At 74.9% G+C, this 14,369-nt stretch carries 12 protein-coding genes; 6 read left to right on the top strand and 6 right to left on the bottom strand.

Annotated features, from left to right (window positions below; genetic code table 11):
• Window positions 1-3 precede the first annotated feature (3 nt).
• On the bottom strand, window positions 4-1,035 hold the full coding sequence (locus HNR61_RS31365) for an RDD family protein (RefSeq protein ID WP_182846750.1): 1,032 nt from the start codon (window positions 1,033-1,035) through the stop codon (window positions 4-6).
• Window positions 1,036-1,135: 100 nt separating this feature from the next.
• On the opposite strand from HNR61_RS31365, the gene HNR61_RS31370 reads away from it, so the two are divergent.
• Entirely contained in the window at window positions 1,136-2,131 is a 996-nt protein-coding gene (locus tag HNR61_RS31370) for a stage II sporulation protein M (RefSeq protein WP_182846751.1), read from the top strand.
• A gap of 22 nt (window positions 2,132-2,153) precedes the next feature.
• Here the strand turns inward: HNR61_RS31370 and HNR61_RS31375 are convergent, their stop codons facing one another.
• Genes HNR61_RS31375 through HNR61_RS48410 form a run of 5 tightly spaced genes read right to left on the bottom strand, consistent with a single transcriptional unit; the run spans window position 2,154 to window position 7,549 of the window.
• Entirely contained in the window at window positions 2,154-3,446 is a 1,293-nt protein-coding gene (locus HNR61_RS31375; RefSeq protein ID WP_182846752.1) for a DUF58 domain-containing protein, read from the bottom strand.
• Entirely contained in the window at window positions 3,446-4,447 is a 1,002-nt protein-coding gene (locus HNR61_RS31380) for an AAA family ATPase (RefSeq protein ID WP_067825528.1), read from the bottom strand. Before HNR61_RS31380 ends, HNR61_RS31375 begins: the two co-directional genes overlap by 1 nt.
• Window positions 4,444-5,610 (bottom strand): DUF4350 domain-containing protein, encoded by a 1,167-nt coding sequence (locus HNR61_RS31385; protein ID WP_182846753.1) that lies wholly within the window; start codon window positions 5,608-5,610, stop codon window positions 4,444-4,446. Before HNR61_RS31385 ends, HNR61_RS31380 begins: the two co-directional genes overlap by 4 nt.
• Window positions 5,604-6,356, bottom strand: coding sequence for a DUF4129 domain-containing protein (locus tag HNR61_RS31390; protein ID WP_182846754.1), 753 nt, complete (start codon window positions 6,354-6,356; stop codon window positions 5,604-5,606). Before HNR61_RS31390 ends, HNR61_RS31385 begins: the two co-directional genes overlap by 7 nt.
• On the bottom strand, window positions 6,353-7,549 hold the full coding sequence (locus tag HNR61_RS48410; RefSeq protein WP_182846755.1) for a hypothetical protein: 1,197 nt from the start codon (window positions 7,547-7,549) through the stop codon (window positions 6,353-6,355). The genes HNR61_RS31390 and HNR61_RS48410 overlap by 4 nt, the downstream gene beginning before the upstream one ends.
• A 347-nt stretch (window positions 7,550-7,896) precedes the next feature.
• Between HNR61_RS48410 and mtrA the strand changes: the two genes are divergently transcribed.
• The 5 genes from mtrA to hpf all read left to right on the top strand — a co-directional run bounded on the left by mtrA (window position 7,897) and on the right by hpf (window position 14,285).
• Window positions 7,897-8,574: an MtrAB system response regulator MtrA gene (gene mtrA / locus HNR61_RS31400; RefSeq protein WP_067825520.1), complete on the top strand. Its 678-nt coding sequence runs from the start codon at window positions 7,897-7,899 to the stop codon at window positions 8,572-8,574.
• Window positions 8,575-8,615: 41 nt separating this feature from the next.
• A complete protein-coding gene (gene mtrB, locus HNR61_RS31405) occupies window positions 8,616-10,286 on the top strand; it encodes an MtrAB system histidine kinase MtrB (RefSeq protein WP_182846756.1) in 1,671 nt (556 codons plus the stop codon).
• Window positions 10,283-12,082, top strand: a complete 1,800-nt coding sequence (locus HNR61_RS31410; protein WP_182846757.1) for an LpqB family beta-propeller domain-containing protein — start codon at window positions 10,283-10,285, stop codon at window positions 12,080-12,082. The genes mtrB and HNR61_RS31410 overlap by 4 nt, the downstream gene beginning before the upstream one ends.
• A gap of 258 nt (window positions 12,083-12,340) precedes the next feature.
• Window positions 12,341-12,910 (top strand): ComF family protein, encoded by a 570-nt coding sequence (locus HNR61_RS50145; protein WP_312898185.1) that lies wholly within the window; start codon window positions 12,341-12,343, stop codon window positions 12,908-12,910.
• A 685-nt stretch (window positions 12,911-13,595) separates the two neighbouring features.
• A complete protein-coding gene (gene hpf / locus HNR61_RS31420; protein ID WP_067825510.1) occupies window positions 13,596-14,285 on the top strand; it encodes a ribosome hibernation-promoting factor, HPF/YfiA family in 690 nt (229 codons plus the stop codon).
• Window positions 14,286-14,369 lie beyond the last annotated feature (84 nt).

Genomic DNA, 14,369 nt, shown 5'->3' on the forward strand with positions numbered 1-14,369 from the left:
GGCTCAGCGGTACGGCGGAGGCGGCGGTGGCTGCTGCGGTGGCTGCTGCGGCTGCTGCTGCGGGCTCAGGACCTGCTGGTACGGCCCGGCCTGGTAGTTCCGCGGCGGCAGGAACGTCGGCTGCCCCGGCCCCGCCGGGCTGAACGGCGGCGGCGCGGGCGGCCCCTGGCGCGGCGCGCCCACCGGCACCGGCGCGAACCCCGGCCCCCGCGCCCACGGCGGAACGGGCACCGGCTGCGGCCGCGGCTCGGGCGGCAGGCCCAGACGGCGCCGGCGGGCGGCGCGGCGTTCGGCCAGGCGGCGCTCCTCGCGCATGCGGCGTTCGGCCAGCACCGCCGACAGCAGCACCTCCGGCCGCACGCCCGGCGGCGGGGGCGGGCTGACCACGGCGGTGACCTGGTCGGCGATCCGCTGCCCGAGATCGTCGCGGACCTCCGGCAGCAGCTCCCAGAACCGCGACAGGTACTGCCGGGCGGCCATCGCCAGCTCGTCCGACACCTGCGACAGCTCCAGCCGCTGGGCCCACCACACGAGCTGCGGCGGCATCACCGCGACCGGGCCGAACATCCCCGAGGTCGGCACGCGCTCCTGGATGACGATCGTCCCGGCGAACAGGTCGCCCAGCCGCTTGCCGCGCCGGCTCCCCAGCGACGTCAGCAGCGCCGGGGCCCCGTACAGCATCCAGAACTCGACCACCCCGGCCAGCGCCCGCACCAGCGCCTGCCGGAACCGGATCGGCCCGCCGTCGTCGGCGACCACCCGCAGCCCGACCGCCATCTTGCCCAGCGACCGGCCCCGCGACAGCGTCTCGAACGCGCACGGGTACCCCACCAGCACCAGCACGCTGGTGAGGATGACCAGGCCGACCGTCCACGCCTCGTCGGCGACCAGCGACGTCATCGCCACGACGTAGACCGCGAAGTTGAGCACCGCGAGCTGGAAGATCAGATCCAGCAGGAGGGCGCACCCCCGGCTGGCCAGGCGCGCCACCCGGATGTCGAGCGCGACGGCCTCGCCGGTGACGAGTTCGGCCATGACCCTCCTTCGGTTGGAGGTCCATTCTGCCCGGAACGCGCGCGGTGTGGCGATCAGGGGTGAACCGCGGCCCCGGCGCGTTCCGGGATAGTCTCCCCGGGTGGACGTCGACGCTTACGTGGCAGCGCACAACGCCGAGTGGGTCCGGCTGGAGCAGCTGATCAACTCCGGCCGGAGACTGTCCGGAGCGGAGATCGACGAACTGGTCGAGCTGTACCAGCGCACCGCCACCCACCTGTCGGTGGTGCGCTCCTCCTCGCCCGACCCGATGCTGGTGGCGCGGCTGTCGTCGCTGGTGGCGCGGGGCCGGGCGGCGGTCGCCGGGGCGCGGGCGCCGCTGTGGCGCGACGTGTCGCGGCTGGCCACGGTGTCGTTCCCGGCGGTGGCCTACCGGCTGCGCTGGTGGTGGCTCGGCAACGCCCTGCTCGGCAACCTGCTCGCCCTGGCGCTCGGGATCTGGGTGGCCCGCAACCCCGAGGTGCAGGCCGCGATCGTCACCCCGTACCAGGCCCGCGAGCTGGTCGAACGCGACTTCGCCAACTACTACACCGAGCACTCGGCGGCGTCGTTCGCGTTCCAGGTGTGGATCAACAACGCGTGGGTGTCCGCGCAGGCGCTGATCTTCGGCATCCTGCTCGGCATCCCGGCGGTCTACGTCCTGGTGCAGAACCAGCTCAACCTGGGCATCGTCGGCGGCCTGATGTTCGCCCACGACAAGGGCGACGTGTTCTTCGGCCTGATCCTGCCGCACGGCCTGCTGGAGCTGACCGCCGTGTACCTGGCCGTCGCCGCCGGGCTGAAGCTCGGCTGGACGGTGATCGACCCCGGTCCGCGCCGCCGCGGCCAGGCGCTCGCCGAGGAGGGCCGGGCCGCGATGAGCGTCGCGCTCGGGCTGGTCGCGGTGCTGCTGGTGTCCGGGCTGATCGAGGGGTTCGTGACCGGCTGGGTCCACACCACCTGGCTGCGGATCGGGATCGGCGTGGTGGCCGAGGCCGCGTTCCTCGCCTACGTGATCGTGCTGGGGCGGCGGGCGGTGCGCCGGGGCGAGACCGGCGACGCCGACATCCGCCCCGACCTGGCCCCCACCAGCGGCTGAGCCCCGCCGGCGGGGGCGGCGGTCACAGCCTCCCGGCCGCCTTGAGCGCCAGGTAGGCGTCGGCCAGCGCGGGAGCGATCCCGTCCGGCGGCGCGTCCACGACCTCCACGCCGAACGACCGCAGCTCGGCCGTCAGCCGCCGCCGGTCCGCGCGGGCCCGCTCGGCGGCCGCGGCGTCGTACACGGCCGCCAGGTCCCCGCGCGCCCCGGCCATCTCGCCCACCCGGGGGTCGGCCACGGCCGCGACCATCACCAGGTGCCGGGCGGTGAGCTGCGGCAGCAACGGCAGCAGCCCCTCCTCGATCGCCGCCGGGTTCAGCTCGGTCAGCAGCACCACCAGGCACCGCTGCCGCACCCGCGACAGCAGCGCCGACACCATCCCGGCCGCGTCGCTCTCGATCAGCTCCGGCTCCAGCGGCGCCATGGCCTGCACCATCGACGGCAGCAGGTCGGTCCGCGAGGCGCCCTCCACCCGCGCCCGCACCCGCCGGTCGTAGGCCAGCAGGTCCACGCGGTCCCCGGCGCGCGACGCCAGCGCGCCCAGCAGCAGCGCCGCGTCCATCGAGCAGTCCAGCCGGGGGATGTCCCCGACCCGCCCGGCCGCGGTCCGGCCGGTGTCCAGCACCAGGTAGATGCGGCGGTCGCGCTCGGGCCGCCAGGTCCGCACCACCACGTCGCGCCGCCGCGCCGTGGCCCGCCAGTCGATCGACCGGACGTCGTCGCCGTCCACGTACTCGCGCAGCGAGTCGAACTCGGTGCCCTGCCCCCGGATCAGCGCCACGTGCGCCCCGGTCAGCTCGCGCAGCTTGGCCAGCTTGCCCGGCAGGTGGCGGCGCGAGGGGAACGCGGGCAGCACCCGCACCCGCCAGGGCGCGGGCCGCGACAGCTGCCGCGCCGCCAGCCCGAGCGGCCCCACCGACCGCACCACGACGCCCACGGCCTCCCGGTCGCCGCGCCGCGTCGGCACCAGCGCGGTCTCCACGCGCCGCGCCTCCCCGGCCGGGACGTCGATCCGCGTCGTGCGCGGCGACGCCCCGGCGCTGGGCGGCCACACGTCGCGCAGCACGGCCTTCACCCGCCGCCGACCCCGGTTCTCCACGGTGAGCGCGACGGCGGCGCGCTCGCCCAGCCGCACGTTCGTGTCGCCCGACCGGTGGTAGGCGAGCGCCCGCACGTTCCCGGCCAGCGCCAGGTCGACGGCCACCCCGGCCAGCAGCGCGCCCCAGAACGCCAGCAGCGTCCACCAGCTCGGCAGCGCCAGCGGCAGCAGCGCGCCCAGCCCCGCCAGCAGCCCCAGCCGTCCCGTCAGCGCCATCAGCGGGGCGCGGGGACGTGGGCGAGGATGCCCTCCAGCACACCGTCGGCGGTCGCGCCCTCCAGCTCGGCCTCGGGCTTGAGCTGCACCCGGTGCCGCAGCGTCGGCCGCGCCAGCGCCTTCACGTCGTCCGGCGTCACGTAGTCGCGCCCGGACAGCCACGCCCACGCCCGCGACGTCGCCAGCAGCGCCGTCGCGCCGCGCGGCGACACCCCCAGCGCCAGCGACGGCGACTGCCGCGTCGCCCGGCACAGGTCCACCACGTACGCGGCGACCTTCGGGTCCAGGTGGACGGTCCGCACCGCCGCCTGCCCCGCCGCCAGGTCCGCCGCGCCCGCGACCGGCCGCACCTGCGACAGGTCGCGCGGGTCGAACCCGGCCGCGTGCCGCTGGAGCATCGCGATCTCCTCGTCCCGGGTGGGGACGGGCACCGTCAGCTTCACCAGGAACCGGTCGAGCTGCGCCTCCGGCAGCGGGTAGGTCCCCTCGTACTCGACGGGGTTCTGCGTCGCGCACACCACGAACGGGTTCGGCAGGGCGCGCGCCGCGCCCTCCACCGACACCTGCCGCTCCTCCATCGCCTCCAGCAGCGACGCCTGCGTCTTGGGCGGCGTCCGGTTGATCTCGTCGGCGAGCAGCAGGTTCGTGAACACCGGGCCCTCGCGGAACTCGAACTCCGCGGTCCGGTTGTCGTAGATCAGCGATCCGGTCACGTCGCCGGGCATCAGGTCCGGGGTGAACTGCACCCGCTTGAAGTCCAGGTCCAGCGCCCGCGACAACGTCTTGACCAGCAGCGTCTTGGCGGTGCCCGGCACCCCCTCCAGCAGCACGTGCCCCCGGCACAGCAACGCGATGACCAGCCCGGTCACCACCGCGTCCTGGCCGACGACCGTCTTGGCGACCTCGCCGCGCAGCGCGGTCAGCGCCGCCCGCGCGCCGTCGGCCGCGGCCGGGGTGTCGTGCCCGGCGGCGTCCTTGTCCAGGTCCACAGGTTGGTTCAAGACTGTCGTACCTGCCTTTCCAGGTCGTCGAGAAGATCGGTGAGCCGGACCAGCGCGGCGTCGTCGACGGGCTCGGGACCGTACAGCGCCTCGCCGACGGACGGCTCGTCGCGTCCGGTGCGGGCGGCGACCGCCGCGACGATCTGCGGCGCCGCCTCCGGGTCGGCGGCGGCCCCGCGCGGCAGCCCCAGCAGCGCCACCAGGCGCTCCCGGGCCCCGGCGCGCAGCGCCTCGGCGGCGCGGTCGCGGGCCCGGTGCGCCCGGTACAGCCGGGAGCGGCCCTCCACGGTCTCGGCGGACCGCACCACCACCGGCAGCGCCTCGGCCACCACCGGGCCGAGCCGCCGCGACCGCCACAGCGCGGCCAGCGCCACCGCGACGATCAGTTCCAGGAAGAACAGCTTCACCCCGAACGGCAGCAGGTCGCCCAGCGACCGCTCGCCGCCCTCCGCGCCCGGCTCGGGCAGGTCGGGGATCAGCCACACCACGTGCGGGCGGGCGCCGACCAGGTTCATCGCCAGCGCGGCGTTGCCCTCCTCGGCGAGCGACCGGTTGACCAGCGGGGCCGCCGAGCCCAGCACGGTCACCGTCCGCCCGCCGTCGGCGACCTCCACCAGCCGGGGGAAGCGGTCCCCGACGTAGCAGCGGGTCGCGCCGGAGGGGACCTCGTAGGTCTGGGCCTGCCCGAACTCCACCCGCCCGGCGGCGACGGCGGCGGGCAGCGCGCAGCCGGGGACGTCGGTCTCCTCGAACGACGGCTCGGCGCGCCGCACGCCCGGCGCCAGCGACTCCAGCGCGTGGCGGTCGGGCGCGACCAGCACCAGGTTCGCGGTGGTCTCCTGGAGGGTCCCGAGGTCGGTGGGGGTGAGGCGGTCGGTGCGGGTCACCACCAGCGTGCCGCCCGGGGTCGCGCGGGCGGCGGCGTCCCCGGCACGCCGCGCCACGTCCAGCCGGACGCCGCGCTGCTTGAGGATCTCGGCCAGCGCCCGCGTGCCGCCGTCCGACGGCGAGGTCGGGTCGAGGTCCTGCGCGGTCCCGCCGGGCCGCAGCGCCGCCAGCGCCAGCGCCAGGGCCGCCAGCGCCAGCACGACCAGCAGCACGCCCCGCGAGGACCGCCACCGGCGCCCGGCGACCTGCCGCGCGGTCGTCTCGGAGATCACCACCGGAGCCCCCCGTCGGTGTCGTCACCCGGCCGGTCCGGCACCACCCAGGCCCCGGCCGGGACGGGCGCGGCGGCGTTCGTGGAGTCCGCGGCGTCCGCGGACTCCACGGACTCCCCGGTCTCCGCGGTGACCTTGGGCCTGGCCGCGGTGACCCGCTCGTCCAACGTCTTGACCTGCGCGTACGCCTCGGCGCTGCCGGGCCGGTCGCCGTACCAGACGTCGTCGAAGATCCGCACGCCCGCGCGCAGCTCCTCCGCCAGTTCCGGCAGCGCCGCGCCCGCCTCGGCCGCCAGCTCGTCGGCGGTGCGGCCGGGGCGCGGCGCCAGCACGGCGCGCTCCTCCAGGTCGCGGGCCAGGGCGCGGAGCCGTTCGCGGATCGCCTCGGGCCAACTCCCGGCGGCGGCCAGCCGGTCGGCCTCGGCCCGGTGGTCGCGGGCGGTGGAGGGGGTGTCCTCCAGCAGCGGGTCGCGGTCGGAGCGCACGTTGCGCCGGTCCCGCATGACCCATGCCACCAGCGCCACCGCCGCCACCAGCACCAGGATGATCACGACCCAGGAGATCCAGCCCGCGCCGTTGCCGTGCGCGTTCGGGTCGGCGGTGCGCTGGAACAGCTCGCGCAGCCAGTCGGCGAACCGGTCCCAGGCCCGCTCCAGCCAGGACGGCCGGTCCCGGTGGTAGATCGGCTTCTCCAGCTCCCGCCGGGCCAGCTCGCGCGCCTCGTCCCGGCCGATGGGCTCAAGGATCACGGCGCGCCTCCGCCCGACGGCGTGTGCGACTGGTGTTGCGCATGGGGTTCTCGGGGCATCTGTCGAGGGTGGGGAGCGGGCGGGGGGAACGGCGCGGGGGCCGGGCGGGGGCTCGGCCAGGCGGGACGCCACAGGGTGAAGAAACCGTCGTCGCCCGGGGCGTCCCCGTCCGGGTCGTCACGGTGCGGGTCGTCACGGTGCGGGGCGTCACGGTGCGGGTCGTCCCCGGTCGGGGCGTCGCGGCGGGTGCGCAGGTCCAGGTCCAGGCCCTCGCGGCGCATCCGGCGGTCCATGTAGAGCAGCGCGATCACGCCCGCGTCGAACGGCAGCACCACTGACCAGCTCACGATCCGCCCGAACGTGTCCAGCGCCAGCGCCCCCAGCGCCCGGCCGCCCTCGGGCTCGGTCCCGAAGAACACGAGCTGCGCCACCAGGAACGGGATGCGCAGCGCGAAGAACCCCATGAACACGGTGATCAGCAGGGCCAGCAGCAGCGTGCCGCAGGTGCGCCACCAGCGGCCCCGCGACAGCCGCCGGGCCCGCGCCAGCGCCCCGCCGACCGACTCGCGCTCCAGCACCACGGCGGGCGCGGCCAGCACCAGCAGCACGTACAGCCACACCATCAGCGCGATCCCGGCCGGGAAGCCGAGCAGCCCGGCCAGCACGCACAGCGACACCGGGGCCTCGGCCGCGACCAGCAGCAGGAACGGCGTGACCGGCAGCAGCAGCCCCAGCAGCGCCGCCCCCATGATCACCAGGGCGACGGCGGCGAGCCGTCCCAGCCGCGGCCGGGCGTCCCGCCACACCTGCCAGGACTCCGCCGGCAGCCCGAACAGGGACCGTCCCAGCACCGGGGCCAGCAGCCCCGACAGCAGCACGATCCCGTAGGCCGACAGCACCAGCCCGATCAGCGCGAGCGAGACCTGCGACCCCAGCGAGCGCAGCAGCACGCCCGGGGTGACCTCGTCGCGGGCCTGCTCGCCGACGAAGTAGTAGGCGGCCACCGTCCCGGCGACCTGGATGACGGCGCTGACGGCGACCGACACGCCGAGCACGGTGCGCGGCGCGCGGCGGATCCCGGCGATGGCGCCGTCCAGCATCTCCGACATCGACAGCGGCCGGAACGGGACATCCCCCTCGGGCGACCCCGGCGGCGGACCCGCGAGCCGCGGCGCGTCGTTCGGTGTGGACATCCCCGCTCCCGTCGGTGCTCGAAGTGGGGCCATCCTGTCACGGACGCCGGACGGAACGCCCTTCCCGTCCCGCGCAACCCACGGCAGTATGTCCCCGGCCCTGTCTACGATCCGGGGTGCGCGGCGGTCGAAGAAGGGTCAGCGGACGGTTTCCGGGTATCGGAGGGAGTCACGGACAAGGCAAACGCAGGTAACCTTGCGTGCCGAGGCATATCTCTCCCTGGCGAGGTGGGGCCGGGTTCCGGCCCCGAGGGCGGTGGCGACACCGCGACCACGGGAATCGCGGGCACCTCCGTGCCCTCACTGCTTTCCCAACCCCACCGGACCCCGACTTTGCGATGAGGGCCATGAGAGGACGTGTACTGGTCGTCGACGACGATCTCGCTCTCGCCGAGATGCTCGGCATCGTGCTGAGGGGCGAGGGTTTCGAGCCGTCGTTCGTCCACGACGGAGACAAGGCGCTGGAGGCGTTCCGGGAGACCCGGCCCGACCTGGTGCTGCTGGACCTGATGCTGCCCGGCGCCGACGGCATCGACGTCTGCCGCCAGATCCGGTCGGAGTCGGGCATCCCGATCGTCATGCTGACGGCCAAGAGCGACACCGTGGACGTGGTGCTCGGCCTGGAGTCGGGCGCCGACGACTACATCGTCAAGCCGTTCAAGCCCAAGGAGCTGGTGGCGCGGGTGCGCGCGCGGCTGCGCCGCACCGACGAGCCCGCCCCCGAGACCCTGCAGATCGGCGACATCACCATCGACGTCGCCGGGCACTCGGTCAAGCGCGGCGACAAGCACATCCCGCTCACCCCGCTGGAGTTCGACCTGCTGGTGGCGCTGGCCCGCAAGCCGCGCCAGGTCTTCACCCGCGAGGTGCTGCTGGAGCAGGTGTGGGGTTACCGGCACGCCGCCGACACCCGCCTGGTCAACGTGCACGTGCAGCGCCTCCGCGCCAAGATCGAGAAGGATCCGGAGCGGCCCGAGATCGTGGTGACGGTGCGCGGCGTCGGCTACAAGGCCGGCCCGGCCTGACCGGCCGGCCCCGCCGCGCCGCCCCGACCGGCCCGCCCGTCATGACCCGGCTCACCGAGACGTCGCCGCCGCGCCCGGCCGTCCCTCGCCGCCTGCCGCTGCCCCGGCCGGTGCGGCGGGGGTTGTCGGTGCTGCGCCGGGCGGCCCGCCGCGCGGCGCGGTCGGGGTACTCGCACTGGCGGCGGTCGATCCAGCTTCGGGTGGTCACCACCACCCTGGTGCTGTCGGCGATCGTGGTGGCGATCCTGGGGGTGTTCCTCACCCAGCAGATGTCGACCGCGCTGATGGAGGGCAAGACCAAGGCCGCCCTGCTCCAGCTGGAGGAGGGCCTAGCGCAGGTCCAGCGGGACCTGAACGGGCAGAGCGACAGCGACCAGCGCCTCAAGGAGGTCGCCGACCGGCTGAAGACCCGTAGCGGGCCCTCGGGGCTGTACGAGGTCTACATCCGCGACACCACCGAGGAGAGCTACGATGGCCTCGCCACCACCGACCTGCGCAGCGAGAGCGTTCCGGGCCGGATGCGCGAGGAGCTGCGCCGCGAGCCGCCCGGCGCCCGCCTCTACACCTACGGCACGCTGACCTACAAGTGGCGCCAGCCCGCGCCCGGCCTGATCGTGGGCGGCACCACCACCCGGTACGAGCTGTACTACCTGTTCCCGCTGACGCAGGAGCAGCACACACTGACGTTGATCAGCCGTTCGCTGGTCGGGGTCGGCGTGGTGCTGGTGCTGCTGCTGGCCGCCATCGCCTCGCTGGTGACCCGGCAGGTCGTCATCCCCGTCCGGCTCGCCGCCCAGGGCGCCCAGCGCCTGGCCGCCGGGCGCCTGGAGGAGCGCATGCGGGTGCGCGGCGAGGACGACCTCGCCAAGCTGGCGCGGTCGTTCAACGAGATGGCCGCCAACCTCCAGGAGAAGATCCAGGAGCTGGAGGACCTGTCGCAGGTGCAGCGGCAGTTCGTGTCGGACGTCTCGCACGAGCTGCGCACGCCGCTCACCACGATCCGGATCGCCGCCGACATGCTCTACGAGCACCGCGACACCTTCGACGACCCGGCGGTGGGGCGGTCGGCGGAGCTGCTGCAGAGCCAGCTCGAACGGTTCGAGTCGCTGCTGGCGGACCTGCTGGAGATCAGCCGCCACGACGCGGGCGCGGCCACGCTGGACGCCGAGTCGCTCGACATGCGGGACCTGGTGCTGCGCTGCGTCGGCGACATCCAGGACCTCGCCGAGCGCAAGGGAAGCAAGATCGTCCTTCAGCTTCCGGGCGAGCCGTGCACGGCCGAGGTGGACCGCCGCCGCGTCGAGCGCATCCTGCGGAACCTGCTGGTCAACGCCGTCGAGCACGGGGAGGGCGAGGACATCGTGGTGTCGGTGGCCGCCGACCGCGACGCCGTCGCCGTCGCGGTCCGCGACCACGGGGTGGGCCTCAAGCCGGGGGAGGGCCAGATGGTCTTCGACCGGTTCTGGCGCGCCGACCCGGCCCGCGCCCGCACCACCGGCGGCACCGGGCTGGGCCTGGCGATCTCGAAGGAGGACGCGCAGCTGCACGGCGGCTGGTTGCAGGCGTGGGGCGAGCCCGGCGCGGGCTCGCAGTTCCGGCTGTCGCTGCCGCGCGTGGCGGGGGACGAGCTGCGCGGCTCGCCGCTGCCGCTGGTCCCGCCGGGGGCGGGCGGTCCCCGGCAGTTGTACGCCGAATTGGAGGCGGGGGAGTGAACGGACGGGAGGGGCGGATCCGGCGGGTCCCGGCGGCGCTCGCGGCGGCCGCGGCGTTCGCCGTCGGCGTCACGGGCTGCGCGAACGTGCCCAGCGGCGGCCGGGTGGTGTCCGGCAAGCCCGCCGAACGCGACCAGCAGGCCGACGACCCCTACGTCCGGCTGATCCCGGCGCCGCCGCGCAACGACTGGACGCCCGCGCAGACCGTCGCGGGGTTCCTGGCGGCGGCCACCAGCTTCGACGACGACCACCGGGTGGCCCGGTCCTACCTGGTCCGCCCCACCTCCTGGCAGCCCGGCGAGCGCCCGGCCGTGACCGTCGTGCGGGACCGGCGCGCCCCCGAGCCCGTCCGGCAGAACACGGCCGGCACCCAGGCCACCGTGAAGGTCGCCGGCAGCCAGCTCGGCGTGATCGGCATGGACGGCCAGTACGTCGCCTCGCCCAAGCAGGTCGCGGTGACGTTCGAGCTGGTCCGCCAGCCCCAGGGCGGCTGGCGGATCACCGAGCTGCCCGGCGAGCTCAGCGCGGGCCTGCTGCTCACCAAGAGCGACCTGGAACGCACCTTCCGCACCCTGAACCTGTACTTCTACGCGCCCGACCGGCGCACCCTCGTGCCCAACGGGATCTTCCTGCCGCTGGTGAACCGCCAGCAGCTGCCCGCCCAGCTCGTGCGGGCGCTGCTCGGCGGGCCGACGTCCTGGCTGAACGGCGCGGTGCACAGCGCGTTCCCGCGGGGCACCGCGCTGCGCTCGCTGACGCTCGACAAGGGCGTCGCCACCGTGGACCTGTCCCGGCAGGCGCGCGGTGGCGACCCGAAGATGATGTCGGCGCAGCTCGGCTGGACGCTGCGGCGGCTGGCGGAGGTCCGCCGGCTGCGGCTGACGATCGAGGGCCGGGCCGTCGTCCCGGCGGGCGGCGACGAGCTCCAGCCGGTGGACGCCTGGCCCGAGAACGACCCCGACGGCCCCGCGGTCGACCGGGCCCCCTACGCGGTGGGCTCCGCCGGGCACCTCAGCCGCCTCAACGGCGACCTGCCGCAGACGGTCGCCGCCAACGCCGCCCACGAGCTGACCGTGCCCGCCGTGTCCTCCGACTTCCAGGAGGTCGCCGGGCTGAACGCCGACCGCGACCGGCTCCTGGTCGGCGGGCTGGTCGGCAACGCCGTCAACCTGCGCACCCTGCTGACCCCGGGCGACCGGGGCAGGCGGTTCACGCCGCCGGTGTTCGACCGCAACGGCACGCTGTGGACGGTCCAGAACACCAAGGACGGCTCGGTGCTGTGGTCCCGGCCGCGCGGCCAGGGCCCGGCCCGGGTCCGGCACTGGGGGCTGGCCGGGCGCGAGGTGCTGGCGTTCGAGGTGGCCCGCGACGGCGTGCGCGCCGCCGCGATCGTCAAGGTGGACGGCGACGCCCAGGTGCAGCTCGGCCGCATCCTGCGCAACCCCGACGGCTCGCTGGACGTGGGCTCGTTCCTGCCGCTCAGCTCCGAGATCCCGACCGCCGAGGACCTGGCCTGGCGCAACGCCGACCAGCTGGCGGTGCTGGGCCGCAAGGAGCCCGACGAGACGGTCATGCCCTACCTGGTGCCGGTCGGCGGCGCCCCGGTGATCTCCCTGGGCACCGGCACCCTGCTGGGCCAGACCCGCCGCATCGCGGCGGCCCCCGGCATGCCCATCCTGATCGGCACGCGGACGCCCGACGGCAAGGACCGCATCTGCCGCCAGCGCAACCCGCGCGAGCAGTACAGCGAGTGGTTCTGCTCCATCCCCGGGACGGACCCGACCTACCCGCCGTGACCGGGTTCCCACGTGACGGGGGCCCCACCCGGGTTTTCCACAGCCCGCCGGTTCGCCGGGCGGGGCCGGGCCGCCCCGTGACACGGTCGTCCCATGAACGTGCTGGCGGAGGTTCTCGATCTGCTCCTGCCGCAGTCCTGCGCGGGCTGTGGACGGGGCTCAGCGGCCCTGTGCGGCGATTGCGGCCGTCCCCTGGGGTCCCACCCCGTCCGGGCCCGCCCGAGCCCGGTGCCGCCCGATCTGCCGCCCGTCTGGACCGTGACGCCCTATGACGGGACGACCCGCGAGCTGATCACGGCGCACAAGGAGCGCGGCCGCCTCTGCCTGGCCCGCCCCCTCGGGCTGTCGCTGGCCCGCGCGCTCGTCCCGGCCCTCGCCGAGACGGGCGCGTGCGGCGCGTGCGGCGGAGGGAGCGACGGAGGGGACGGGCGAGGGGGCAGCCGAGGGGGCGAGGTGCTGGTCGTGCCGGTCCCGTCGGCCCGGCGGGCGGTGCGGCGGCGAGGGCACGACCCGACGCGGCGGATGGTCGCGGTGGCCGTGCGGGAGCTGCGGCGGCAGGGGTTCGCCGTCGTCGCGGCCCCGGTGCTGCGGCACCGCCGCGGGGTCGCCGACCAGGCCGGGCTGACCAGGACGGAACGGGCCGCCAACGTCTCGGGCGCGCTGGCGCTCCGGCGCGGGGCCCAGGTCGCCGGGCGGGGCGTCGTGCTGGCCGACGACGTCGTCACCTCGGGCGCCAGCCTGGCGGAGGCGGCGCGGGTGGTGCGCGCCGCCGGAGCCGCGGCGGTGGCCGCCGGGACGGTCGCGGCGGCGGCGCGGCGGCGAGGGTGACTTTCTTCACGACGACACGCCCGGACGGCAGTTACCTACTGTCACAGCGGACGGTCCCGGGGCCGCGCGGCACCGGAAGTCCCGCCCACGCCCCGTGCCCGGCGTGTTCCGGGGAGTTAGAGATATCGCAAACTCGCACGTCCGGCCCGTCCTTGTGACCTGCGCCGCTTTGGGGCGTGTAACCCCTGCGGAACGGGGGATACACGGCACGTGATTGACCGATGGGGGTGCCTCTGAGGAGGCTCGCGGAGCGTCTCGATGACGGTCAGTGAGTTTTTCCTCTCCGCACCCCCCTGACATTCGTGGCGTAAGGGGTTAGCGTTCCTGACATGGCACCCGCCCGGGTCCGTGGTTGCGTCGGATCGCCGTGCTCGTCGCGAGCACGAGAGGCGGTCCGGCTAGCCGATGCCAGGCGCAGGCGAAACGGCCCACGTAAGGCGACTTCTCGTCGACCGATCACGGTGCGCCTTAGAGGTAAGTCCTGCCCCGCCGGAGGATCAGACATCCTCCGAAACGGGAGAAGGGTAGTAGTGGCGACTGAGCCGCGAGCCCCTCGGCAGGCGGATGTGGGGACGAAGACCAGGTCGGCCGGGCGGGTGCGACCCATCCAGCCGTGGCGTCCGACCGGGGCCGGATGCGGTCCCGGTGCGGGCGGACAACGCAACCGGGAGAAGGGGGGTCCCGCGTGGACATCATCGTGAGGGGCCGGCACACCGAGGTCAACGACAGGTTCCGACGTCACGTCGACGCCAAGTTGGCCAAGATCGAGCGACTCAACTCCAAGGTCATCCGTGTCGACGTGGAAGTGTCGGAGGAGCGGAACCCACGACTGGCCGACCAGCGCGAGCGGGTCGAGCTCACCATCCGCTCACGCGGCCCGGTGATCCGGGCCGAGGCCGCCGCCGACGACCGGTACGGAGCGCTGGACATGGCGCTCGACAAGCTGGAGGCGCGGCTGCGGCGCGACGCCGATCGACGCAAGCCCCATCACGGCAGTCGCGGCACCGCCAAGCTCGCGACCATGGAGACCCTGCCGGAGATGATGGCCGGCGGGGACACGACCGCGTCCGCCACCGGAACGGCGGTCGCCGACACCCAGGAGGCCCGGGACGAGGCCGCCGCCCGCGCCGCCGAGCAGGCCACCGCCGACTCGGACGCGAGCCTGGTGCCCATCCCGATGGACGGCGACGGGCCCCTCGTCGTCCGCGAGAAGTTCCACAAGGCCGAGCCCATGGGCATCGAGCAGGCCCTTTTCGAGATGGAGCTGGTGGGACACGACTTCTACCTGTTCCGGGACAAGGAGTCCGGACACCCCTCGGTGGTGTACCGCCGCCGGGGCTGGGATTACGGCGTCATCCGGCTCGTCGAGGAGTGACCGCGGGCGGGCCGCGCCTTACAGTGGCAGAGGGCGACCGTGGCGAAGGCCGTCACACGGCGAGGACACACGACGACGACACGA

Origin of the sequence: Actinomadura kijaniata (assembly GCF_014138665.1) — a bacterium.
In the GTDB taxonomy this organism is placed as follows: Bacteria; Actinomycetota; Actinomycetes; order Streptosporangiales; family Streptosporangiaceae; genus Spirillospora; species Spirillospora kijaniata.